Source organism: Novosphingobium sp. AAP93, from assembly GCF_001296055.1.
Taxonomy (GTDB): Bacteria; Pseudomonadota; Alphaproteobacteria; order Sphingomonadales; family Sphingomonadaceae; genus Novosphingobium.
Genome location: NZ_LJHZ01000002.1, coordinates 1 through 22,505, shown reverse-complemented (window position 1 = coordinate 22,505; position 22,505 = coordinate 1). Strand labels below are relative to the sequence as shown.

Annotated in this window: 22 protein-coding genes; 7 read left to right on the top strand and 15 right to left on the bottom strand. The window is 65.3% G+C overall.

The annotated features are described in order from the left end of the window. Positions 1–16: 16 nt before the first annotated feature. From IP83_RS00445 to IP83_RS00400, 10 genes are all read right to left on the bottom strand, one after another. Complete coding sequence (locus IP83_RS00445; protein ID WP_054120234.1) at positions 17–1,087, bottom strand: aromatic ring-hydroxylating dioxygenase subunit alpha; 1,071 nt, start codon at positions 1,085–1,087, stop codon at positions 17–19. 13 nt (positions 1,088–1,100) lie between these two features. Beyond that, entirely contained in the window at positions 1,101–1,634 is a 534-nt protein-coding gene (locus IP83_RS00440) for a 2,4'-dihydroxyacetophenone dioxygenase family protein (RefSeq protein WP_054120233.1), read from the bottom strand. Positions 1,635–1,647: 13 nt separating this feature from the next. Further along, positions 1,648–2,184: a 2,4'-dihydroxyacetophenone dioxygenase family protein gene (locus tag IP83_RS00435; protein ID WP_054120232.1), complete on the bottom strand. Its 537-nt coding sequence runs from the start codon at positions 2,182–2,184 to the stop codon at positions 1,648–1,650. 26 nt (positions 2,185–2,210) lie between these two features. Beyond that, positions 2,211–2,744: a 2,4'-dihydroxyacetophenone dioxygenase family protein gene (locus tag IP83_RS00430; RefSeq protein WP_054120231.1), complete on the bottom strand. Its 534-nt coding sequence runs from the start codon at positions 2,742–2,744 to the stop codon at positions 2,211–2,213. Positions 2,745–2,805: 61 nt separating this feature from the next. Further along, entirely contained in the window at positions 2,806–5,331 is a 2,526-nt protein-coding gene (locus IP83_RS00425) for a TonB-dependent receptor (RefSeq protein ID WP_054120230.1), read from the bottom strand. Positions 5,332–5,460: 129 nt separating this feature from the next. Beyond that, positions 5,461–6,393 carry a helix-turn-helix domain-containing protein gene (locus IP83_RS00420; RefSeq protein WP_054120229.1) on the bottom strand — a complete coding sequence of 311 codons (933 nt, stop codon included), beginning with the start codon at positions 6,391–6,393 and terminating at the stop codon, positions 5,461–5,463. A gap of 25 nt (positions 6,394–6,418) precedes the next feature. Then, complete coding sequence (locus tag IP83_RS00415; RefSeq protein WP_054120228.1) at positions 6,419–7,645, bottom strand: MFS transporter; 1,227 nt, start codon at positions 7,643–7,645, stop codon at positions 6,419–6,421. After that, positions 7,642–8,220 (bottom strand): VOC family protein, encoded by a 579-nt coding sequence (locus IP83_RS00410; RefSeq protein ID WP_054120227.1) that lies wholly within the window; start codon positions 8,218–8,220, stop codon positions 7,642–7,644. Before IP83_RS00410 ends, IP83_RS00415 begins: the two co-directional genes overlap by 4 nt. A 57-nt stretch (positions 8,221–8,277) precedes the next feature. After that, positions 8,278–9,291 carry an NAD(P)-dependent alcohol dehydrogenase gene (locus IP83_RS00405; protein WP_054120226.1) on the bottom strand — a complete coding sequence of 338 codons (1,014 nt, stop codon included), beginning with the start codon at positions 9,289–9,291 and terminating at the stop codon, positions 8,278–8,280. A 110-nt stretch (positions 9,292–9,401) separates the two neighbouring features. After that, the gene (locus IP83_RS00400) at positions 9,402–10,229 is read right to left on the bottom strand and encodes an IclR family transcriptional regulator C-terminal domain-containing protein (protein ID WP_054120258.1); all 828 of its coding nucleotides are present in this window, start codon (positions 10,227–10,229) and stop codon (positions 9,402–9,404) included. Between the two features lie 146 nt (positions 10,230–10,375). Between IP83_RS00400 and IP83_RS00395 the strand changes: the two genes are divergently transcribed. Genes IP83_RS00395 through IP83_RS00375 form a run of 5 tightly spaced genes read left to right on the top strand, consistent with a single transcriptional unit; the run spans position 10,376 to position 15,728 of the window. Then, positions 10,376–11,605 carry a Tm-1-like ATP-binding domain-containing protein gene (locus tag IP83_RS00395; RefSeq protein WP_054120225.1) on the top strand — a complete coding sequence of 410 codons (1,230 nt, stop codon included), beginning with the start codon at positions 10,376–10,378 and terminating at the stop codon, positions 11,603–11,605. A 12-nt stretch (positions 11,606–11,617) separates the two neighbouring features. Beyond that, positions 11,618–12,067 (top strand): biotin/lipoyl-containing protein, encoded by a 450-nt coding sequence (locus tag IP83_RS00390; protein WP_054120224.1) that lies wholly within the window; start codon positions 11,618–11,620, stop codon positions 12,065–12,067. Positions 12,068–12,085: 18 nt separating this feature from the next. Then, positions 12,086–13,420: an acetyl/propionyl/methylcrotonyl-CoA carboxylase subunit alpha gene (locus IP83_RS00385; protein WP_054120223.1), complete on the top strand. Its 1,335-nt coding sequence runs from the start codon at positions 12,086–12,088 to the stop codon at positions 13,418–13,420. Continuing rightward, entirely contained in the window at positions 13,417–14,889 is a 1,473-nt protein-coding gene (locus IP83_RS00380; RefSeq protein ID WP_054120222.1) for a biotin carboxyl carrier protein, read from the top strand. The genes IP83_RS00385 and IP83_RS00380 overlap by 4 nt, the downstream gene beginning before the upstream one ends. Then, positions 14,886–15,728 carry an HAD-IIA family hydrolase gene (locus IP83_RS00375; RefSeq protein WP_054120221.1) on the top strand — a complete coding sequence of 281 codons (843 nt, stop codon included), beginning with the start codon at positions 14,886–14,888 and terminating at the stop codon, positions 15,726–15,728. The genes IP83_RS00380 and IP83_RS00375 overlap by 4 nt, the downstream gene beginning before the upstream one ends. Here the strand turns inward: IP83_RS00375 and IP83_RS00370 are convergent. The 3 genes from IP83_RS00370 to IP83_RS00360 form a co-directional block, all read right to left on the bottom strand. Next, positions 15,725–15,994, bottom strand: coding sequence for an HNH endonuclease (locus IP83_RS00370; RefSeq protein WP_054120220.1), 270 nt, complete (start codon positions 15,992–15,994; stop codon positions 15,725–15,727). The two genes, IP83_RS00375 and IP83_RS00370, sit on opposite strands and share 4 nt — an antisense overlap. A gap of 2 nt (positions 15,995–15,996) precedes the next feature. Beyond that, on the bottom strand, positions 15,997–16,914 hold the full coding sequence (locus tag IP83_RS00365) for a DMT family transporter (protein ID WP_231624851.1): 918 nt from the start codon (positions 16,912–16,914) through the stop codon (positions 15,997–15,999). A 68-nt stretch (positions 16,915–16,982) separates the two neighbouring features. Continuing rightward, positions 16,983–17,366: a GtrA family protein gene (locus tag IP83_RS00360; RefSeq protein WP_197274230.1), complete on the bottom strand. Its 384-nt coding sequence runs from the start codon at positions 17,364–17,366 to the stop codon at positions 16,983–16,985. Between the two features lie 122 nt (positions 17,367–17,488). On the opposite strand from IP83_RS00360, the gene IP83_RS00355 reads away from it, so the two are divergent. After that, the gene (locus IP83_RS00355) at positions 17,489–18,982 is read left to right on the top strand and encodes a hypothetical protein (RefSeq protein WP_197274229.1); all 1,494 of its coding nucleotides are present in this window, start codon (positions 17,489–17,491) and stop codon (positions 18,980–18,982) included. Here the strand turns inward: IP83_RS00355 and IP83_RS00350 are convergent. Further along, positions 18,979–19,686: a bifunctional 2-polyprenyl-6-hydroxyphenol methylase/3-demethylubiquinol 3-O-methyltransferase UbiG gene (locus IP83_RS00350; protein WP_197274228.1), complete on the bottom strand. Its 708-nt coding sequence runs from the start codon at positions 19,684–19,686 to the stop codon at positions 18,979–18,981. The two genes, IP83_RS00355 and IP83_RS00350, sit on opposite strands and share 4 nt — an antisense overlap. Continuing rightward, complete coding sequence (locus IP83_RS00345) at positions 19,683–20,702, bottom strand: glycosyltransferase family 2 protein (RefSeq protein ID WP_054120217.1); 1,020 nt, start codon at positions 20,700–20,702, stop codon at positions 19,683–19,685. Before IP83_RS00345 ends, IP83_RS00350 begins: the two co-directional genes overlap by 4 nt. 221 nt (positions 20,703–20,923) lie before the next feature. Here IP83_RS00345 and IP83_RS00340 point away from each other — a divergent pair, with 221 nt between their 5' ends. Continuing rightward, entirely contained in the window at positions 20,924–22,441 is a 1,518-nt protein-coding gene (locus IP83_RS00340; RefSeq protein ID WP_171955372.1) for a CpaF family protein, read from the top strand. The last annotated feature ends 64 nt before the right edge of the window (positions 22,442–22,505 follow it).

Genomic DNA, 22,505 nt, shown 5'->3' with positions numbered 1-22,505 from the left:
TCCTGCCTTTGCCGCGCTATTCGGCGGCTTCGGCCTGTCGTTCGCGGTCTATCAGGCGTTGCAGCATGCGCCGTGCGCGGACACCACCGCCGTCGCCGTTCAGGATGATTGGGCGCAATTCCCAGAAGTCGCCCCCCCTCATCAGCCGGTGGCTGTCGCGGATGAGCGGCATGTCTTCCTGCTCGAAGGCATACTCGAGCGCGCCGCGCATGCCCGCGCTGAACTCGGCATCGCCCAGCGCGAAATCGCGCGCGGTCGCCCAGAAGTAGTGCGTGGAATCGGGCGTTTCGGGCGTGAAGGCATGGAGTGAGGGGAGCAGGGTGCAGTCCTCGCGCGGCGTGCCCGGATGTCCGGCACGGAAATCGAAGTAGAGCACGGCGGGGGCGTGCCAGATGACCCAGCCATAGAAATCCTGTTTGACGCCGATGCGGCCGAGCATCCCGCCGATGCCCTCCGAAAGGTAATCGTCAAGGCGGATATATTCGGCGTGGACCGTCTCGCCATCCTGCCAGAACTTGCGTGTCCCTTCGGTGAAGGCCGCCGCCACCAACGCCGGATGGACGAAGTTGGCGTGACTGAGATCGAGGATATTGTCGCTGTAGAGCTCGTAGTGCCCTTCCGCGACAGTCGCCCCGCGCACGGCTTCCCACTTGGGATCGGCGAGCCAGCTGAAGTCCGGGATCAGCGCGGGATCAGCCTTGTCCGCGTCGCCCATCCAGATCCACAGGAGCGCGTGGCGCTCCACCAGCGGATAGACGCCGAGGCGGCTCTCCGGAAGTTGGCCGCCGGGATGCGGGTTATGGACGCAGGCCCCGCTGCCGTCGAAGCGCAGGCCATGATAGGGGCACATCAGCGCGCCATCCACCACCTTGCCCTGCCCCAGCGGCGCCCAGCGGTGCGGGCAGCGGCCCGAAACCGCACTGGCCTTGCCCTCCGCATCCCGAAACAGCGCGACAGGCTCTTCGAGGAAAACACGCTGCTGCGGGGTGTCGCCCAGATCGCTGGCCCAACCCGCCACATACCAGCAATGGCGCAAGTATGTGCCCTGCGGCTCCGGAGCAAGTTTGGGGACCCCCGCAGCGTTCATGTTAGCTCCCCCGTCAGAGATAGAGCTGCTTGTTGATCGGAATGCCGTGCTCCCGGCAGTAGGTCTCGTAGTGGTTCATGAACCACCAGACATCGAGCGTCTCGACGTGATTGCCGTGCTCGTCGAAGAACTCGTTGGCGCCCTGCATGTGGAACAGCGCCTTCATCCCGTTCGGATCGTCGGTGACAAGGGTGTGCGCCGTGCCCGGCGTCTCGGTGATGAATTCGCCCGGGCGGCACACCCAATCATATTCCAGATAGCGGAACGAGCCTTCCAGCCCGATCGCCCAGACGCGGCCGCGGTGCTTGTGCGTGCCGATCACGCCCGGGCCCTTGATCCACAGGATGTTGACATAGACGTTGTCCCGCACGTCGAACGCCAGATGCCGGATCGCGGCATTGTCGCCGAAAGGAACCCACGGGCTTTCGGCTTCGGAGGCGCCGACATAGGTGCCTTCGACACCCTTCGACTTGATCAGCGCCCCGTAAAGCTCCGGCACATCGACGATCTTGTAGGCCCCGGACGGCGGGGCGGTCATGGTTGCCATGGCTGGCGGCCTCTCAGAGATAGAGCTTGGGGTTGATCGGGATGTCGTTTTCCCGGCAGTAGGTCTCGTAGTGGTTGATGAACCACCAGACGTCCGAGGTATCGGCATAGTTGCCGTTCTCGTCGTAGAACTCGATCGGGCCCTGCATCCATCCGAACAGCTTGACGCCTGCGGGATGCTCGGTGACGAGGGTATGGCTTTCGCCCGGCACTTCGAGGATGAGCCCGCCCGGCGAGGCGACCCAGTCGTACTCGAGATAGCGCACGCTGCCTTCGAGGCAGACCATGACGATGGTGCCCCGGTGGAGGTGCGTGCCGATGGTGCCCGGCCCCTTCACCCACAGGATGTTGGAGAAGATGCCTTGCCGCACATCGAAGGCGAGGTGCTTGATCGCGGCATTGTCGCCGAACGGTACCCAGGGGCTGTCGACGTCGGTCTGTGCATCGATGTAGCGGCCGCCGGGGCTCAGCCGCGCGACGAGGTCCTTGTGGGCGAACCCGACATCGACGATTTCCTTCTTCGACGAAGGCGGTGCGGTCATCACGTTCATGGGTGCGCTCCTTTGGCGGATGCCAGTTACCTGATCAGCGTATCGACGTAGTCGGCGCCGATGCCGACGCGGTCGTAATGCTCGCGCGCGTTCTTGATGTAGTCAAACACGTCGAAGTGGCCGATCGTGTTGCCTTCCTCGTCCAGCCACATGAGCGGGCCGGAGACGACGAAGAAGACCTTCATCGGATCCTCGTGTTCATAGCAGACCAGCGTGTGGCTCTCGCCCGGCGTCTCGTAGATGAAGTCGCCTGCGGTCGCGGTCCATTCATGCTCGAGGTAAGCCCACTTGCCGCTGATCGTGTAGGCCCAGATCGGATGCGGGTGATAATGCCGGTTCACGAGGCCCGCCGACTTCGACATGAGCACATCGGCCCACATGTTCTTGGTCGGGCTGATCCAGACGGGCTTGGAGCTCACCGTCTCGCTGATCGGCACCCAGTAGCGCTCGTCGCCCTCGGCGATCTTTGGCATGTAGACTTCGGGAAGCCCGCCTTCCCGGAACACTTTCTCGACCGGCTTGATGCCTTTCCAGAATTCGGAATGGGCGGTTTCAGGCATTTTTCTCTCCCCGGGTGAGAAGGGCGGGCTCCTCACGAAGCCCGCCCTCTCGTTTTTGCGATCAGAACTTCACGCCAAGCCGCGCGTACCATTCACGCGGACGGCTGTAGGTGCCGTAGAACTGGCCACCCGCGATCTGCGCCTGACCGGTCACCAGATAGCGCGTATCGGTAAGGTTGGTCCCGCCGACGGTGATATCCCAGTGCTCGCCCGGCTCCCTGTAGGTGATCGAGCCGTTGAGGATGTCCGTCGCGGCGCGCTGCAGCAGATACGCGCGTTCGGTATCGTTCCACAGCGAAGTCGAGTGGGTGAAGTCCGCGAGGAAGATCAGCTTGCCGCCATTGGCGAACTTCGCCTCGTAGCGCGGGCTGATGTTGAACTTCCACTTCGGCGTCTTGGGCAGCTCGCCGCCGGGGAGCACACCGGCCTGAAACGGGTTGGGCGCAACCTGCGCCGGCCCGAGGACCGAGGTGTACTTGGCATCGAGGTAGCCCACCGAACCCGTAATGGTGAAGCCATCGACCGGCGCCGCGGTCATTTCGACCTCGAAGCCCTTGATCTTGGCATCACCCGCGTTCTGGATGGTCGGCGAGACGCCCTGCTGGAAGTTCAGCTGGATCCCCTTGTAGTCGGTCTGGAAGATCGCCGCGTTGATCTGGAGGCGGCGGTCGAGCAAGGTCGACTTGACACCCAGTTCATACGTGGTCGCCGTTTCCTCGCCGAAGCCCGGCGCGGTGGGCAGCGGGTTGGACAGACGCGTGGTCCAGCCACCGGTCTTGTAGCCCTTCGACCAGCTGGCATAGACCATCGTGTCGTCGTTGGGGTGGAACTGGAGGCCGATCTTCGGCGCGAAGTTGTTGAACTTCTTCTTCTGCGTGCCCGCGACGTAGTAGCGGAGCGGCTGTCCGGCATTCGGGAACCCGGCAGCAATACGGCAAGCGTCGCTGATCGGGTTGATGTTGGCACAGGCCGGCGGGCCCGCGTTGATCCCGGCAAGGAAGTTCAGGATCTTGTAGGTGAGGCCGTTGGCGTCGGACTGGAAGCCTTCGAATTCCTTGTCCTCGTGCGTGTAGCGACCACCCACGGTGATGCCGAACATGTCGTTGAACTTGTAGTCGATCTGCCCGAAGAACGCGTAGTTCTTGGTCGAGAGATCGTTCGGTCCATCGACCTGCAGCAGGCCTTCGGCGAAGGTCACGTAGTCGTGCAGGTTGCCGGCTTCCTTGAAGAAGTAGGCGCCGAGGACGTAGTTGAGCTTCTTGTCCATGGCGTTGCCGAGGAGCTGGAGCTCCTGGCTGAACTGCCACTGATCGGTGGTGAAGCTGGTGTGGAGGAAGTTGAGCGGCGACCCGTCAAGGTCAGTGCCCACGTTCCAGTGCAGCTCGCGGTAGCCGGTGATCGACTTCAGCGCGATATTGTCGCTGAGGTCGTACTGAAGCGTCAGCGAGCCGCCATAGGACTTGAGCTTCGAGTAGTTGTTGCCGTTGGCATAGCTCTTGTCGATGTCGCCGGTCAGGAACCGGTCGTCATAGGGCAGACGGTTGTTGCGCGGATCGGCATCGACATTGACGCCGTAGACGGTCGGGTTGTCGAAGATCGTGTTCAGGCCGCCGATGCCGCCGATATAGGCGAACGCGGGCGGGCCGCCACCGCAATCGGTTGACGAGGCGATGATCGCGCAGTTGTAGGTGCCGGCGAAGACCGCCGGGGTCGTCTTGATCAGCGTATTGGCGATCTGGCTCTGGTCGACGTTGGTGTAGTCGGCCGAAAGCGTTGCGGTGAACGGACCACGGTCGAACTTCAGCTTGCCGCGCAGGTTCCAGTTGTTGTCGCCGCCTTCGGTGCCATAGCCCGCGTTGTTGTAACCGGCGGCCTTGTAGTTGTTGATGCTGGTCGAGGCGAAGTTGGTCGCACCCGGGAACGGAATGCGCTTCAGGTAGCCATTGCGGTTCTTGGTCGAGAAGCTGACCGACGCACCGAGCCCATCGGTGATCGGCAGGTCGACGGTGCCGCGCGTCTGGACGAGGCTGAAGCGGCCGACGGTGACGTCGCCCTTGAAGCTGAATTCCTTGCCTGGATCATGCGTGACGATCGAGATCGCGCCGCCGATGGTGTTGCGGCCGAAGAGCGTACCCTGCGGACCCTTGAGCACTTCGATGCGCTCCACGTCCGGCAGGTCCTGGTTCGCACCGACCGAACGGGCGAGGTAGACACCGTCGAGGTAAATGCCCACGCCCGGATCGATGTTGAAGGCGAAGTCATTGGCGCCGATGCCGCGGATGTAGGCCGAAAGCACCGCGGTCGAGCCCGAGAACGGTGTACCGGCGTCCAGCGTCACGTTCGGCGCAAGGTTCGAAAGCGCCGCGACGCTCGTCACCGCGCGTTCCTGCAGTGCGCCAGCGGTGAATGCCGAGATGGCGATCGGCACGTCCTGCACGTTTTCCGCGCGCTTCTGCGCGGTCACGACGATTTCTGCAATGCCGCCTTCGGGGGCGGCTTCCGCCTGGGCCTGCGGTGCATTTTGCGCGAGGGCCGGAGTGGCCATCGCCGCGGCGAGCACGGCAAGCGATACCGTTGTTCGTCTCATGTTGCTCTCCCTTCAAGAGTGTCACTGCCCGCTTTGCTCACGGACATGCGCACACGAATTCATACTCCGCTTCAGCCCCACCGACTTGCACTGGAGCGCAAGGCGATCAGGACTGAAGCGCAATTCCGGCTATTTGCGGCGCCATTCACGGGGTGAAACGCCAAAGCGCTGGCGGAAGGCGCGCGCGAAATAGGCGCTGTCGTTGAAGCCCAGCTCGAAGGCGACTTCGGTAATGCTGGCTTCCGGCGCGGCTGCGAGCCGCTCGGCTGCGCGCGCGAGGCGGCGTTCGAGGATATAGGCGCTGGGGGTCGTGCCCATTCCGGCGAACAGGTTCTGGATCGTGCGGACCGAGGCACCGCAGGCGGCCGCGAGTCCGAGCGTGCGCAGGCCGGGATCGACCAGCTGTGCCTCGACAATCCCGAGTACCCGACGGCGCAGGGCGCTGTCCGCGGTGGGAGCGGCGGTATCCGGCCTGATCGCGCCGCGCATGGCGAGCGCGACGAGATCGTAGAAGACCTGGCTCACACCTTCCTGCCAGTCAGGATCACTGAAGCCCTGCTGGCTCTGCCGCCAGAGCGAGAGCAGGAAGTCGTGGAATACCCGCGCGCCGGGCGTCTCGCCGCTCATGCGCTGGCGCAGGGCATCGTCGATCCCCGGAAAACGCTCGGCCAGCGGCGCGCGGGGGAACTCGACCACCAGCAGTTCATGGGCGGCCAGATCGATCGCATAGGCCTCGTGCGGCGAACCGATCACGAAGTCGCCCGCGCCTAGCGTCGTTTCGGTGCCGCCCTGCCGGTGCAGGCTGGAGCCACGGCACTGGAGGTGGAGGATCAGCCGTTCGTCCGCCGTATAGCGCGGATCGCGGCCCACGAACGAGGCGGTCGAGCGCGGCCGGATCATCGAAAGATCGCCGACCTGCCACGTCCACATCTCGCCGCTGAAGTCACCACTGGCGCTCTTCACGTAGGTGCCGCTGTAGACCCGGTCGACCAGCTCATTCCAGAACGCGAGCCGTTCGGGCGGGGCAATTCCTTCGGTAGCGAACTTCTGCACTGCGGTCATGGCGGGGGTCCTTTGGCAGTGAAAGTCAGGCGGATGCGCGGCGGGCGACAACGCGCGGGGCGGATTCTACAAGGCCGAGTGCGCAGATCCCGGCAAGGATGCACAGTACCAGCATCAGCCAGAGCGCGGCGGACAGGCCGTATACGTCAGCGAGTGCGCCCGCGAGGAAGGGGCTGAGCACGCCGCCCAGCACTTCGCCGGTGCCCATGACGACGCCGGTGAGCGTCGCGGTCAGGCGCGGATCAACGGACTCGGACGGGATCGTCGCCATGAACATCGGGAACAGGCCGTTGAGCCCCCATCCAAAGAAGAAGATCGCCGCGAGCACCCACGCCGAACCGGTGTAGTAGAGCCCGCCCAGCGGCAGGATCACGCCAAGGAAGGCGAACCCGATCATCACCGGGCGGCGGCCCACCGCGTCCGAAATCGCGGGCACGACGAAGCTGCCGAGCCCCGCCGAAAGGCCGAGTGTCGCCATCAGCCAGCCCATGGTTTCGGGCGCAAAGCCGCGCACGGTGGTGAGGTAGAGCGGCATGAACGCCCAGCACACCACGAGGTAGGAAACGAGCAGCACCGAGATGATCGCGCAAAGCACCACGTTGCGGTGGCGGAAGGCTTCAGAGAGCGGAACCTTGGGCTGCGCTTCGTCATGCGCTTCGGCGGGCGGCTCGCGCAGAGTGAACCAGATCAGGACTGCGGTGATCAGGCCCGGCGCCGCCGCCAGATAGAAGCCTTCGCGCCAGCCATAGGCCGCCGCCACCGGCACGAGCAGCAGCGGCGCGAGGCCTGAGCCAAGCAGGTTCGAACCGAGGTTCTGCGCCACGCCCATGGCAAGGCCGCGCCGTTCGGGCGCCACTTCGCTGACGATCATCGCATGGCTGACCGGCATCACGCCGCCTTCCGCCGCGCCCATCAGCAGGCGCGCGCCGAGCAGCATGAAGAACGAGGACGCCATACCCGAAGCGAACGAGCACAGGCAGAACGCGATCGTCGCCACCACGACAACTGGCTTCTTCGAGCCAAGTTTGTCCGAAATCCGTCCGACCGCGAGGCCTGACAGCGCCCATGTCAGCGACAGGGCCGAACTGAACATGCCGACCTCAGTGTTCGACAAGTGCAGATCCGGCTGCACATAGGGCATCAGGAAATTGAGCGCGTTGCGGTCAAAGAACAGGATGCCGAAATTGAGGCTCAGCAGCCCGACGATCCAGGCCTGATAGCCGCCGCTGGCGCGCTTTGCGGCCCCGCTCACAGGAACGGCCTCACGGGATCGGTCTTGCCATCCCAGTCCTGCGCCGCCTGCCACTGCGCGGTGAAGAATGTGTCCATGCCTTCGGTCGCCGGGATCAGCTCGAGGAAACCCGGCCCCACCGGATCGGCATTGTCGAGATAGGCGACCGAACCGCCGGTCGGCACCGGCGCGCGGAACGCAAGGGTATGCCCGCGCTCCAGATAGCCGGGCAGCGCGGCGTCGACATCTTCGAACGCGATGCCGAAGTGGTGGAAGCCATAGCCGCGCTGCTCGATCGTCTCGCGGTAGACGGACGGGTGATCGTCCAGCGGCTGGATCAGCTCGATCTGCATGTGCCCGGCAAAGCCCATCGCAATCGCGACATCGGCCTGCGACGGTGCGCCGCGATAGACTTGCCCCTCGCCAAGGAAATGCTCGAGCAGATAGAACGGCCCCGCTCCGCAATCGCGCTGGAAATGGGTTATCGCGGCATGGATGTCGGCGACGACAAACGCGGTCTGCACCACGCCCCCGATGCGCTGTCCAAAGCCCAGCACCTGCGGCCCCCTAACCTGCGCCCCCCTAACCTGCGCCATTGCCTTCCTGTCCTCTTCCCTCATGCCCGCCGCTTTTTCCGGTCGGGCAAACAAACGCTAAAGCGTGATCACGACTTTCCCGAACAAGGCGCTCGATGATTGATAGCGATAGGCGTCGAGCGCCTGCTCGATGCCAAACGTGCGGTCGATCACCGGTTTGATGCCATGCACATCGATGAAGCCATGCAGGCGGCTCGCCATCCCGCGCGAACCGACGAAGATGCCGCGGATCGAACCGCCCTTGAACATCAGGCCGTGCGGATTGGTATTGCCCTCGCGCGTCAGTACGCCGATCAGCGCGATCTCGCCGTTGAAGCCGACGGCGGCGATGCTTTGCGCAAGCGTGCCGGCACCGCCAACCTCGACGACATGATCGACACCGCCGCCAGCGAGCTTCGCTGCCGCCGCGCCCCACTCGGGCACTTCGCGGTAGTTGATCGCTTCGTCAGCGCCGAGAGCCCTGACCCGCGCCAGCTTTTCAGCGGACGAGCTGGTCGCGATGACCTTCGCACCTGCCGCCCTGGCAATCTGCAGCGCGAGCAACGAAACGCCGCCGGTGCCGAGAACCAGCACGCTCTCGCCGGCGCGGACCGGGTGTGGGCCTTCCATCAGCGCGTTCCACGCCGTGACACCGGCGCAAGGGAGGCAGGCCGCCTCTTCGAACGACAGGCTTTCGGCCAGCAGCACGACTCCGTGTTCGGGCAGGACGACGAGGTCCTGCAGCATTCCCGCGGCGGGCGGCGCGCCGAGCGCAGGGCCGGCCGCCGGATTGGGCGGGCCATCGAGCCAGTTCTGGAAGAAGGTTCCGGCAACGCGGTCGCCCGGCTTTACCGACGTGACGCCTTCGCCGACCGCCACGACTTCGCCCGCGCCATCGGACAGGGGAACGGTATCCACTGCCACCGTGCCGCCCATGTAGAGGCCTTGCGGGATGATCTGGTCACGGAAGTTCAGCGAACACGCGCGCACCCGCACCAGCACTTCGCCGGGGCCAGCCTGCGGTTCGGGCGCATCGTGCAAAGCCATGTCGTCCAGCGACGACGCGCCTGCCCGGATCACCCACTGCCGCATGCCGATTACCTCCCCTTTGTTCTGGGGGGAGTGTCGCACAGGAAGGCGCCGATTTAATCAGCAACACAAACGGATTTCACATGGTGCAATAAGCCTCAAAGGGCGCCTGATCAGGCGGCATTTCCAGCGATAGGCGCGCTGACCGACTGCGCTGCAACCGCAAGGCCAATCGCCTGCGCCGTCTGCTGCAGCGCATCGAGGTGGCGGTGCATCACCGCTTCGTCGGTCCCGCGCTTGGCCGGCCAGGTGAGGTTGATTGTCGCAATGGGCGCGCCGTTCGCCATGATCGCCACCGCCATCGAGCGCCGCCCGTCACGCAGCACGAGCTGCTTGGAGCGGTCCGGCCAGGGGTGCAGCGGCTCACGCAGCGCATAGCCGCGCTCGCGGGTTTCCTTGAGGATCGCGCGCAGGTCTTCCTCGCTGCCGGGCGCCGCATCCTTCGGCCGCAGCCGCGCGATGATCGCCTCGCGCTCCTGCTCGTCACATGCTGCGAGATAGGCGCGGCCAGTGGCGGTATGGATGTAGGAAAGCTTGACGCCGACGGGTCCGAGAATGGCGGAATCGAGCCGGAACAGCGGGCTGTTGGTCTCCAGAATCTCCATGTGATCAAGGCGCGGAACGCCCAGCACCGACGGCCATGCCACCTTGGTCGAGAGCGCTTTCATGTAGGGCGAAGCGATCTCGGCGATATGCTCGACCGCGCTGCCGGTGCCGCGCGCTGCCGGGCCGAGATGCGGCAGATAGGCGCCATCGGCAAGGCGCTGCCAGATCAGCCCCTTGCGCCCCAAGGTCAGCAGCATGCGCAGCAATGTCGCCTTGGGCAGCTTCAGCGCCTGATGCAGTTCATGGAGGCTGACCGCGCGGCGCGCCTGCACCTCGATCAGCACGTCGAGCCCCCGCTCCAGCGCGCGGACGGTCTTCACCTTGCGTTCCAGCATCATCTCTTCCCGGTGCTTCTCTTTCGCTTGACGGCGCCAACCGGCACGCCCGCGTGTTTCACCTTATGCAACGCGCACATTGCATACCGGGATGCAAAGTCAATCGCGATGTCGCACTCTTGGAGCAGGGAGAGCGAGGGACAACCATGGCTGATACGACCAAGCCGAGCGTCATGCTCATCGTGACGCAGGACACCAAGGAAGAGGAAGCGCGCTTCGTTCGCGCCACACTGGAAGCGGCGGGTGTGCGCGTGGTGCATCTCGATCCCAGCGTGCGACGGACCGTCGGCGGGGCGGAAATCTCGCCCGAGGACGTCGCAGCGGCGGCCGGCATGACCATCGAGCAGGTCCGCGCGCTCGGCCACGAGGGCAAGTGCCAGGACGCGATGATCCGCGGTTCAATCGCAGCAGCGCACGCGTGGAACGCCAGGGACCCGATCTCCGGCATCCTCGCGGTCGGCGGCTCGATGGGTTCGGCGCTCGCCGGTGCGCTCATGCAGAGCTTCCCCTATGGCCTGCCGCGCATGATCGTCTCGACCATGGCCTCCGGTTTCACCAAGCCCTACATGGGCGTGCAGGACATCGCGATGATGAACGCGGTGACCGACATTTCCGGGCTCAACTCGATCAGCCGCGACGTATTCCGCAACGCCGCCAACGCTGTCGCGGGCATGGCCAGGGGTTATGACCCGAAGGCCGCCGCGGAGAAGCCGCTGGTCCTCATCACCACGCTCGGTACCACCGAAGCGAGCGTGAAGCGCATCCGCGAGGCGCTGGAAAGCGATGGCTGCGAGGTCATGGTGTTCCACTCATCCGGCGCGGGCGGACCGACGCTCGATGGGCTTGCTGCGGGCAAGGATGTCGCGCTCGTGCTCGATCTTTCGCAGACCGAGATCATCGACCATATCTTCGGCGGCCTTGCCGATACCGGCCCGGATCGCGGCCGCCCCGCGCTCCTTAAGGGCGTCCCGACGATCCTCGCGCCGGGCAATGCGGACTTCATCATCGGCGGCCCCATCGAGGTCTCCCGCGCGCAGTTCCCCGGGCGGCGCTATCACGAGCACAATCCGCAGCTGACGGCGGTGCGCACGACTTTCGAGGATCTCAAGAAGCTCGCCGACCATCTCGCCGCCAATGTGCGCGATGCCAAGGGGCCGGTGCGGGTGTTCACCCCGCTCCACGGCTTCTCGAACCACGACAGCCCCGCCGGGCACCTGATGGACCCGAGCGTGCCGCCGCCGTTTGCCGAATACCTGCGCGCGGTCATGCCCGCGCATGTGCCGGTCACCGCCGTCGATGCGCACTTCAACGACACTGCCTTCTCGGACGCGATCATCGCCGCCTCGCGCGAGATGCTGGCCGCGGCCAGGGCCTGAACGGAACCGATCATGAGCGACGATCTGCCGCTGACTGCCGAAGACATCGCCGAAATCGCAGCGATCATCGAGGCCTCACCCTACCGCGAACTGGATCTATCGACCCGCCGCTTCCGCCTCCGGCTCGCACGCGGTGACGGCGCGGAAACAGGCCTGACGCAGGAATGGCAATGGGCCGGCAGCGCGCCCGAAGCGGCTGCTGCGGCAGATGACGAGCACAGCGCCGACCCCGACGCCGTCGCGGCACCGCTGCCCGGCACGTTCTACCATGCCCCGCAGCCGGGGGCGCCGCCGTTCGTGGCTGTAGGCGATGAAGTTGGTCCGGAAACCGTCGTCGGTATTGTCGAGACGATGAAGCTGATGAACCCGGTTCACGCTGGCCGCGCAGGCAAGGTTGCGGAAGTCCTTGTGCCCAATGCGACGATGGTCGCCAAGGGCCAGCCCCTGATCCGGCTGTCATGAGTGGGATGGCCTGACCCCATGATCCGCCGACTGTTCATAGCCAATCGCGGCGAAATCGCGCTGCGCGTCATCCGCACGGCCAAGGCCATGGGGATCACCACGGTCCTCGGCGTCTCGAGCGCCGACGCCGCCTCGCTCCCCGCGCTCATGGCGGACGAGACCGTGCTCCTCGGCCCCGGTCCCTCCTCGCAAAGCTACCTTGCCATCGACAAGGTCGTCGCCGCGATGGTTGCCGCGAAATGCGACGCCGTACATCCCGGCTATGGTTTCCTCTCCGAGAACGCGGCGTTCGCGAAAGCCGTCGCAGAGGCAGGCATCCGCTTCGTCGGCCCCGACATCAAGACGCTGGAAGGCATGGGCGACAAGCTCGCCGCGCGCGCGCTCGCATTGGAAGCAGGCCTTCCCGTTCTCCCGGGCGGCGAGGCGGCGACGCGCGAGGCCATCCACGCACGCGCTGCGGAAACCGGCTATCCGCTCCTCCTCAAGGCCGTGGCCGGCGGCGGTGGCAAGGGCATGCGCCGCGTCGACCGCGCCGAAGACCTCGACAGTGCACTCGATATGGCGCAGGCCGAAGCGCAGGCCGCGTTCGGCAACAATGCCGTCTATGTCGAGCGCTTCGTCGCCAAGGGCCGCCATGTCGAAGTGCAACTGCTTGGCGACGGCACCCATGCCATCCACCTCGGCACGCGCGATTGCTCGATCCAGCGGCGGTTCCAGAAACTCGTCGAAGAGGCGCCTGCTCCTGCCATGCCCGAGGAAGCGCGCGCGGGAATCGAAAATGCTGCGGTCCGCCTCGCGCAGCATATCGGCTATCGCGGCGCAGGAACGGCGGAGTTCCTCGTCGATGCGACCGACTTCTCGTTCTACTTCCTTGAGCTCAATGCCCGCATCCAGGTCGAGCATCCGGTCACCGAAGCGATCACCGGCGTCGATCTGGTCGAGCAGCAATTGCTGGTCGCATCGGGCAAGGCGCTCAAGCTTGCGCAGGCGATGGTGCGCCCCGTCGGCCACGCCATCGAAGTGCGCATCAACGCCGAGGATCCGGAGGCGGATTTCCGCCCCGCTCCGGGCCGCATCGCCCGCGCCGCCTGGCCAGCTGGCCCCGGCATCCGCGTCGACACGCATATCGCGGCGGGCGGCGAAGTGCCCCCCTTCTACGATTCCCTGCTCGGCAAGCTCATCGTCCACGGCGCCACCCGCGAGGAAGCGGTCGCGCGCCTGCAGGCGGCGCTCGCGCGCATTGCTATCGAAGGCGTGCCGACCACTGCCGGGCTCCATGCCCGCATCGCCGCCGATCCGCGCTTTGCAGCTGGCGGCGTCGACACCGGATTTCTTACGGGACTTGCATCATGACGACGCTCAAGCTGGTCGATGTGACCATGCGCGATGGCAACCAGAGCCTCTGGGGCGCCACCGGGCTCAACACCGCGCATATGCTGCAGGCGGCTGCGCTGACTGAAGCGTGCGGTTTTCGCGCCATCGACTTCACCTCGTCGAGCCACATGGCGGTCGCAGTGCGCTACTTCCAGAACAACCCGTGGGAACGCCTGCGCCGCATGTCGGCCGCGATGCCGACGACGCCGCTGCAGTTCATCACCACCGGGCTGCGCTTCATCGCCTGGCAGCAGGCGGACCCGGAGTTCATGCGCCTCGTCTACCGCGCGCTACAGGCAAACGGCGTGGGCCGGTTCGTGCTGCTCGATCCGATGCACGAGGTGCCCGCGGTGATTGAAGCCGCGCGGCTGGTGAAGGAAGAGGGCGACGCGGAGGTGATGTGCGCGCTCACCTACACCCTGTCCGAATTCCACACCGACCAGTTCTACGCCGATTTCGCCCGCGCCGTCGGCCAGAGCCCGGATATCGACCTGTTCTATATCAAGGACCCGTCAGGCCTGCTCTCGGTGGACCGCGTGCGCACCTTGGTGCCCGCCGTGAAGGCCGCGATCGGCAACCGCCCGCTCGAAATCCATGCCCATACCACCATCGGTCAAGGCATGCTTTCCAGCCTCGAAGCGGCCAAGCTCGGCATTTCGGCAATCCATGTCGGCATCGGCGCGGCGGGCGATGGTTCCTCGCTGCCCGAGGCCAACCGCATGCTCGCCAATCTGGACGAAGCGGACCACATGGTCGAGATCGACCGGGCGGCGCTGGCGAAACTCACATCCTACTGGAACCGACTCGCGCTCGCGGAGAACCTGCCGTTCGGACAGCCACAGAACTTCGACGCGAGCTTCCTGCGCCACCAGATCGCGGGCGGCGTGATGACGACGACCGCGCGCCAGCTCGGCGAATTGGGCCTCTCGGACCGGCTTCCCGCCGTGATCGCCGAGACCGAGCAGGTCCGCGCCGAGCTCGGCTATCCGATCATGGTCACGCCGTTCCCGCAGATGGTCATGAGCCAGGCGCTGTTCAACGTGATCGGCGAGCGCCGCTATGCGCAGGTTTCCGATCAGGTGATCCGCTACTGTCTTGGCAAGTTCGGCAAGCCCACCTCGCCCATCGACAAGCATGTGCTTGCGGCAATCATGGACCGTCCGCGCGCGCGGGAGTTGGAGAACGAGCCCACTTTCCCGGCACTCGGCGACCTGCGCAAGCAGTTCGGCCACCACCTGCCGGATGAGGAATTCCTGCTGCGCGCGGTGATCCCGCCCGAGCAGGTCGACGCGATGCTGGCGGCAGGCCCCTCGCGCGCCACGTACACCCCCGAAGCCGCTCCGGTGATCGCGCTGCTAAGGAAGCTCGCGGCCAAGCCCACCGCGCGCGACCTTGTCATCGAACGCGGCTCGTTCCGCCTCGCCCTTCATGCCGGAGCCGGTTTGTGAGCATTTCGCCCGACTACGCCGCGCGGCTCAAGGACGCCGCCGGTTTCATCTTCGACATGGACGGTACGATTGCGCTGGGCGACGCGCAGAGCGGCGGCCACAATGCCCTGCCCCACGCCATCGCGCTGCTCGAAGCCCTGAAGGCGCGCGGAACGCCCTTCGTGGTCTTCACCAATGGCACCGCCAAACCGCCCGCCGCCTATGCCGCCTCGCTGCGCAAGGCCGGGTTTCCTGTGGAGGACGCGCAGATGCTGACGCCGTCCTCGTCGGCTGCGGACTGGCTCAAGCGCACCGGCTTCAGCAAAGTCCGCGTGCTCGGGAACCCCGGCTGCCGCGCGCCGCTCGACGATATCGGCCTCGATGTCGTCGGGCCTTCGGACGAAGCCGAGGGCGTGGAAGCGGTCTACACCGGCTGGTTTCGCGAGTTCGATTTTCCCGCGCTCGAAGCTGCCTGCGATTCCCTCTGGAAGGGCGCGAAGCTGCTCACCGCCAGCAACGTACCCTTTTTCGCCACCGCCAATGGCCGTGCCATCGGTGCCAGCTATCCGATCAACGCGATGCTGACCGCCATGACCGGCAAGCGCCCGCGCATCCTCGGCAAGCCCTCGCGCGTTGCCTTCGATACGGCGCGGCTGCTCATGTGCCTGCCTAGGAGCGCGGCAAAGCAGATGGTCGTGGTCGGCGATGACCCCGCGCTCGAAATGCGCATGGCCAACGCTGTGGGCGCACTCTCGGTCGGCATGGCGACGGGGATCATGGCCAAGGGCGCGGAGCTTCCCGAGAAGGACCGGCCGGCCGTGCTGCTCGACAGCCTGCAGCCGCTGCTGGATATTCTCTAACGGCGCTTCGCCGTCGGCGCGTGGAAATCGGGCGGCTTGCCTGAAACCCACGCGACGAACTTCGCGATCACCGGATCAGCCCGCAGCGCATGTGGATCGGCGCCGATCCGCGCCAGCTCACCATTGCTGAACTGCGCATGCAGCGTGCGGTGGCAGATGGGATGGACCGCGACCGTCTCGCGCCCGCCCCGGCTTTTGGGCACGGGGTGGTGCCATTCGACCTTGCGCGCGAGCGGCCGCTCGCAGAGCCAGCAGGCCTCCGCCATGCCTACTCGGTGCCCTGCGGCTCGTCCGTCACGCGCCCTGCCCGCCACAGGTAAAGCCCGGCGCCGACAATGATCGCTGCGCCCAGCAGCGCCGTCGCGTCAGGCGTTTCGCGGAACAGCAGCCAGCCATAGAAGCCGGCCATGATCAGCTGGAAATAGGTCATTGGCGCCACGGTCGCAGCACCTGCGCGCGAGGTTGCCATGTAGATCAAGGCATGGGCACTGCTGCCCGTCACGGCGATCATCGCGCTCTTGGCGACGACGCTCATCGGCGGTGCGCCGACGTGCAGGATCGCGATGCCGCTGAAATGGCCGATGAGGGTGAAAGCAATCAGGAACAAGGTCGCGAAGATCGCCACGTTCACTTGCATCGACAGCGCCGAGCCCTGCCCCAGCACCGCGCGGTTGCCGATGATCAGCAGCGACATGCCCATTGCTGCCAGCAGCGGGAGCACGGCGGCAGGGCCGATCACCACGAAATTCGGCCGCAGCACGGTCAGCACGCCGATGAACGCGACAATGCTGGCAATCCAGGTCTCGCGTCGCATCGGTTCGCCGATCAGCGCGGCGGCGAGCAGGGCGGTGACCATCGGGCTGGTAAAGGAAATCGCGGTCGCCTCGGCAATCGGCATGATCTGCACGGCGGTGAAGAACGTCGTAGCCGAGAACGCGACACCGAACCCGCGCGCGGCGTGCCAGCCTACCTTGGTCATGCCAAATCCGGCCCAGCCCTCGCGCCAGAGCAGGATCGCACCGAGACCCAGCGTGCCGAACACATAGCGCAGCGCCGCAATGGCGGGGCCCGGCCACATCCCGGCCATCGACTTGACCAGCGTGTCACCCGTCGAGAGGAATGCGAAACCGCCCAAGGCCAGCAGCAGTGCCGTCGCTTCGCTGCGCTTTTCTGCCAAGTATCTCAAGCCCCCGGTTGCGGCGCAGACGGTTGTGCGCGGCAGGCGGGCTTGTCAACGCAGCATTATGAGCAGTTTCAATTTGCCGGCTCGAGTTCGCGGAACACGAGGGTCTGCATGGCGAAGTAGACCCCTGCGGCGAGGAAGGGCACGAGGATCGCCTGCCCGACGAGCGGCGTGAAACCCGCCCGCGCCAGCAGTTCGAGCGCGACCGAATTGATCACGCATTGCCCGGCATAGACGCCCAGGAAGCGGGGCAACAGGCCGAGCTCGCTGCGTGCAAAGACGAGGTGGCCGATGGAGCGGAAATTGAACAGCGCACCCAGCGCCGTCATGCCCACCACAGCCCAGAACTTGGGAGCACCGGCGAGGATGAAGACGGCGAACAGCAGGTAGCCGAAGGCCGTGTTGAGCACGCCGACCAGAATGAAGCGAAGCCAGCGGGGAAGCCTTCCGAACATGAACATCACCCTTGGCCGAACACGGCAAATTATCCGTTAAAGGTTCCCCGGCTAGACTGGCAAGGCCAAAGGGGTTGCGTTAGCCAGCGGGGATGTACGGGTCGATGTCAGGCGCAATCGCCATGCCGCATACGCAGGCCGACCGGGCAGTCGGTGGCGGCACCATTCTCGCGCTGATCGCGGCGTGGCTCGCCTGTGATCAACTGCTCCTGCTTGCCTATCTTGGCCTTGGCTCGCCGGTGCTGGTCGTCCCGGGACTGGTCGGTGCAATCTGGCTCACCGTGCTGATCCGGCGCGGCGCGGCGGCGCTCGGCTCCATCCCCCTCACCCGGCTCGCGCTGTGCCTGCTCGCCGCGCTTGTCGTGCTCGTGCTCGGCGGCGAAGGGCGGCTGTTCTACGCCAATATCGACTGGCAGGTGCGCGACGCGGTGCTGCGCGACATGGCGGTCAATCGCTGGCCCTTCGCCTATGTGGTGGGCGGCACCCCGACCCTGCTGCGCGCGCCCATCGGCATGTACCTCCTCCCCGCATTGGCGTGGAAGGCCGGCGGCGCCGCGTTCGGGACAGCGGTGCTCGTCGCGCAGAACACGATCCTGATCGGCAGCCTGCTTGCGCTCGGCTCTGTGCTGTTCGAGACCGCGCGCGCTCGGGTGCTGGCCTTGCTCACATTACTTGCATTCGGCGGGCTCGACATTGTCGGCCAGGCGATCAGCCGTCTGCCGATGACGGACCACCTCGAAAGCTGGGACCCGGGCCTGCAGTTCACTTCGATGCTCACGCTCGCGTTCTGGGTACCGCAGCATGCCTTTGCCGGGTGGCTGGCGGGGCTGACGTACTTGTTGAACCGGACGGGCCGAATCCGCTTGGGCACGTTCCTCGCGCTGATCCCGCTGACGGCCTTGTGGTCACCGCTCGCGCTGATCGGTGCGCTGCCTTGGGCTGCGTCTGCCGGTCTCGCCACCCTGTTCGCGCGCCGCCTCAGTCTGGCTGACGTGCTCATCCCCGCCCTTGCCACAGCGCTGGTGCTTCCGGGCCTCGCCTTCCTCGCCGCAGCCGGGGATGACGTGGGCCTTCGCGCATATCCCGTTGTTCCGGTGCTCTACGCGCTATGCATCGTGGTGGAAGTCCTGCCGTGGGTTATCCCGGCCTTCGCACTCCACAAGTGCTCGCCGTTCGGCCTATCCGCGCCGCTCCTCGCTGCGGCGGTGCTGGTGATCGTCCCCTTCATCCAGATCGGCTGGTCGATCGACTTCATGATGCGCGCGGCGATCCCGGCACAGACCGTGCTCGGCATCGTGATGGCCGACCATCTCGTCCGCACCACCCGCTGGCTCACGCCCGGCTGGCACTGGTTCATCGCCGCGATGCTCGCCCTTGCCTCGGTCACCGGCCTGCACGAAGTCCGCCGCGCGCTAACTCTTCCAGCGGTCGGCGGCGGCACCTGCACCTTCTTCAAGGCGTGGGATCAGGAATTCGCTCACTACCCGAAGAACAGCTACCTCGCGCCCCTGCCAAAGACACCGCGCTGGCTCGTCGGCAAGGATCTGACGCTTGTACCGATCAGGGAACCGGCGCGCTGCTGGGACCGCGAATGGATCAGTCCAAGCGGCGCCTAGGCCTTGCGCGAAACCACCGCGAACAACGACAGCCCGATCGGCATGTCGACCTTGCCGAGGATATGCCGCTCCAGCCCGAACACCTTTTCCAGCGCCCCGTTCAGCAGTTTGCCCGGAATGGCATCGAGCGGCGCATGACGGCCGGTGAGCCGCTGGGCCTGTCGCTGCACCCAGGCAATCGGAAACAGCAGGCTGTTGAAATAGCCGATCCGCTCGACCTTCAGCCCCGCTTTAGCGATGCACTGCTCCAGCGAGCGCCGCGTATAGCGCCGGTGGTGATGGTGGATGACGTCATGCTCGGACCACAGCGAGGGCACCGCCGGTACCGTCAACAGCAGCTTGCCATCATCGCGCAGCAGGCCGCCAAGCCGCTGGAGGGAGGCCTCGTCCTCTTCGATATGCTCCAGCACATCGAGCAGCGCGATCAGGTCATAACTGCCATCGGGCCGCGCCACCTGATCGGGCAGCGCGCCGAAATCGATCTCCGCCACCTGCTTCGCCGCCGCCTTGGCGCGCGCGGTCGGATCATATTCGAACGCATCAAGCTTCCCGTACCGCGCCAGCAGCGCCAGATTGCCGCCCGTGCCGCACCCGGCCTCGAGCACCTTGGCACCCGCTGGCGGACGGACGAACCGTTCGATCAGGCTGGCAATGATGCGGCGACGAGCGACAAACCACCAGTGCTTGTCCTCGACTGCGCTCATGCTCTCATACGCTGTGGGGTCCACGCCTTGTCCTCATGTACTGTGGTCGAAGGACCGGGATTGCCACCGGTCCCTGCGGAATCGCTTTCGCCCTCGACGATATAGAGCGGCCGCTGGCGCACTTCCTTGGCGATGCGGCCGACATATTCGCCCAGAATGCCAATGCTGAGCAGCTGGATGCCGCCGAGCATCAGCACGCTTACCATGATCGACGCATAACCGGGCACGTCGACCCCGGTGCTGAGCGTATGGAAGATCAGAAACCCCGCATAGGCGAACGCGATCAGCGCGGTCACCCCGCCGATGTACGTCCAGATGCGCAGCGGCGCGGTTGTCGAGGCGGTGATGCCGTCGATGGCGAGGCCCCAGAGGCGGCGGAAACGCCACTTGGTCTCCCCGGCCGCCCTCGTTGCACGCGAGTAATCGACTGTCGCGACCTTGAAGCCGACCCACGCGAACAGGCCCTTGTTGAACCGCGCCGTCTCACCGAGGCTGTTGACCGCATCGACCACCGTCCGGTCTAGCAGGCGGAAATCGCCCACGTTTTCCGGGATCGGCGTTTCCGAGACCATGTTGATCGCGCGGTAGAAGCCGTTGGCCGTCAGGCGCTTGAAGCGGCCATCGGTCGAACGGTCGACCCGGCGCGCATTGACCACCTTGGCACCCGCCAGCCATTCGCGCACCAATTGCGGCAGCACTTCGGGCGGATCCTGCAGATCGACGTCCATCGGCACGACCGCATCGCCCCGCGCACGGCGCAGACCGGCCGCCAGCGCCGCTTCCTTGCCGAAATTGCGCGACAGACGCACGTAGCGGATCATCGGATCGCGCGCCGCCAGTTCCTTTAGGATTTCAGGCGTCCGGTCCGTGCTGCCATCATCCACGAACAGCAGTTCGGCCTGCGCGCCCGGCCCGATTGCCGCGAGCGCGCGCATCAGATGCGGCTGGATTGCCTCGACGAAGGTGTCGATGCTGTCCTCTTCATTGAGCACGGGGATGATGATGGAAAGGTGCATCGGATCGTCGTCTCCGCGTTCAGTTCTATGCAACTGTAGTTAATCATTGGTAACCTGCCCAGCCTTGGCCGTCGCCAAAAACGCCATAATCCGGGCAATTCGCGGCCCCGGCGCGGTGATTTAGATTTCCTGAAGGTTTCGGCGCTATTCACCACGCATCGGAAGGTCGTGCTGACCATTGTCAGTCCACACATCTCCGTCACGAGAACAGGGAAATCTGCATGAGCGCATTTGGCCGCAAGTCCGGAGTCAGCGGGGGAAGCACTGCGATGCGTCCGTCGTTCGGCGTGGCGCGTCCGATGAAGGCGGGCGAAGGTTCGGCCGCGCCGGTTCCGATGCCGATGGGCGGCGAGCAGTTCCCGCCGCTGCCGAACATGGATGTCGCCGATGCCGGCGGCAAGGACAAGAACGACGCGATGACGCGTCTGGCTGACCGCATAAACGGCATCAACGAGCCAAACTATCAGGCGGAAGGCTTTGAAGCCTCGGTCCACAAGATCAAGGAACAGGTGCTCCCGCGCCTGCTCGAACGCGTCGATCCCGAAGCGGCCGCCACGCTGACCAAGGAAGAGCTTTCCGAGGAATTCCGCCCGATCATCATGGAAGTGCTGGCCGAGCTCAAGGTCACGCTCAACCGGCGCGAACAGTTCGCGCTGGAAAAGGTGCTGATCGACGAGCTGCTCGGCTTCGGCCCGCTCGAGGAACTGCTCAACGATCCCGAAATCTCCGATATCATGGTCAATGGCCCCGAGCAGACCTACATCGAAAAGAAGGGTCGCCTCGTCATCGCGCCGATCCGGTTCCGCGATGAAAGCCACTTGTTCCAGATCGCCCAGCGCATCGTGAACCAGGTTGGCCGCCGCGTCGACCAGACCACCCCGCTCGCCGACGCCCGCCTCAAGGACGGCAGCCGCGTCAACGTCATCGTCCCGCCGCTCTCGCTGCGCGGCACCGCGATCTCGATTCGCAAGTTCTCCGAGAAGCCGATCACGCTCGACATGCTGCGCGATTTCGGTTCGATGTCGGACAAGATGTGCACCGCGCTCAAGATCGCAGGCGCCTGCCGCATGAACATCGTCATCTCGGGCGGTACGGGTTCGGGCAAGACGACCATGCTCAACGCCCTCTCGAAGATGATCGACCCGGGCGAACGCGTGCTGACCATCGAAGACGCGGCCGAACTTCGCCTCCAGCAGCCGCACTGGCTGCCGCTCGAAACCCGCCCGCCGAACCTTGAAGGCCAGGGCGCGATCACCATCGGCGACCTTGTGAAGAACGCTCTGCGTATGCGTCCTGACCGCATCATCCTGGGCGAAATTCGCGGCGCTGAGTGCTTCGACCTGCTCGCGGCGATGAACACCGGCCACGACGGCTCGATGTGTACGCTCCACGCCAACAGCCCGCGTGAATGCCTTGGCCGTATGGAAAACATGATCCTGATGGGCGACATCAAGATCCCCAAGGAAGCCATCAGCCGCCAGATCGCCGAATCGGTCGATCTCATCGTGCAGGTGAAGCGCCTGCGCGACGGTTCGCGCCGCACCACCAACATCACCGAAGTGATCGGGATGGAAGGCGATGTGATCGTGACGCAGGAACTGTTCAAGTTCGAGTATCTCGACGAGAACGAGGACGGCAAGATCATCGGCGAATTCCGCCCCTCGGGCCTGCGCCCCTACACGCTCGAAAAGGCGCGCCAGTTCGGGTTCGACCAGGCGTACCTCGAGGCCTGCCTCTGATAGTGCCTCTGATCTAATCACTTGATCGGCATGCCCCCTGCCCTATGGCGGGAGGCATGCCGAC

Coding starts and splice junctions, on each gene's coding strand:
- IP83_RS00440 (WP_054120233.1), bottom strand. CDS start 1,634: ATGGCAACCATGACCGCCCCGCCGTCCGGGGCCTACAAGATCGTCGAT.
- IP83_RS00355 (WP_197274229.1), top strand. CDS start 17,489: ATGCCGCATACGCAGGCCGACCGGGCAGTCGGTGGCGGCACCATTCTC.
- IP83_RS00395 (WP_054120225.1), top strand. CDS start 10,376: ATGGCTGATACGACCAAGCCGAGCGTCATGCTCATCGTGACGCAGGAC.
- IP83_RS00420 (WP_054120229.1), bottom strand. CDS start 6,393: ATGACCGCAGTGCAGAAGTTCGCTACCGAAGGAATTGCCCCGCCCGAA.
- IP83_RS00430 (WP_054120231.1), bottom strand. CDS start 2,744: ATGCCTGAAACCGCCCATTCCGAATTCTGGAAAGGCATCAAGCCGGTC.
- IP83_RS00370 (WP_054120220.1), bottom strand. CDS start 15,994: ATGGCGGAGGCCTGCTGGCTCTGCGAGCGGCCGCTCGCGCGCAAGGTC.
- IP83_RS00390 (WP_054120224.1), top strand. CDS start 11,618: ATGAGCGACGATCTGCCGCTGACTGCCGAAGACATCGCCGAAATCGCA.
- IP83_RS00340 (WP_171955372.1), top strand. CDS start 20,924: ATGAGCGCATTTGGCCGCAAGTCCGGAGTCAGCGGGGGAAGCACTGCG.
- IP83_RS00385 (WP_054120223.1), top strand. CDS start 12,086: ATGATCCGCCGACTGTTCATAGCCAATCGCGGCGAAATCGCGCTGCGC.
- IP83_RS00360 (WP_197274230.1), bottom strand. CDS start 17,366: ATGTTCGGAAGGCTTCCCCGCTGGCTTCGCTTCATTCTGGTCGGCGTG.
- IP83_RS00380 (WP_054120222.1), top strand. CDS start 13,417: ATGACGACGCTCAAGCTGGTCGATGTGACCATGCGCGATGGCAACCAG.
- IP83_RS00435 (WP_054120232.1), bottom strand. CDS start 2,184: ATGAACGTGATGACCGCACCGCCTTCGTCGAAGAAGGAAATCGTCGAT.
- IP83_RS00445 (WP_054120234.1), bottom strand. CDS start 1,087: ATGAACGCTGCGGGGGTCCCCAAACTTGCTCCGGAGCCGCAGGGCACA.
- IP83_RS00350 (WP_197274228.1), bottom strand. CDS start 19,686: ATGAGCGCAGTCGAGGACAAGCACTGGTGGTTTGTCGCTCGTCGCCGC.
- IP83_RS00405 (WP_054120226.1), bottom strand. CDS start 9,291: ATGCGGCAGTGGGTGATCCGGGCAGGCGCGTCGTCGCTGGACGACATG.
- IP83_RS00425 (WP_054120230.1), bottom strand. CDS start 5,331: ATGAGACGAACAACGGTATCGCTTGCCGTGCTCGCCGCGGCGATGGCC.
- IP83_RS00410 (WP_054120227.1), bottom strand. CDS start 8,220: ATGGCGCAGGTTAGGGGGGCGCAGGTTAGGGGGCCGCAGGTGCTGGGC.
- IP83_RS00400 (WP_054120258.1), bottom strand. CDS start 10,229: ATGCTGGAACGCAAGGTGAAGACCGTCCGCGCGCTGGAGCGGGGGCTC.
- IP83_RS00345 (WP_054120217.1), bottom strand. CDS start 20,702: ATGCACCTTTCCATCATCATCCCCGTGCTCAATGAAGAGGACAGCATC.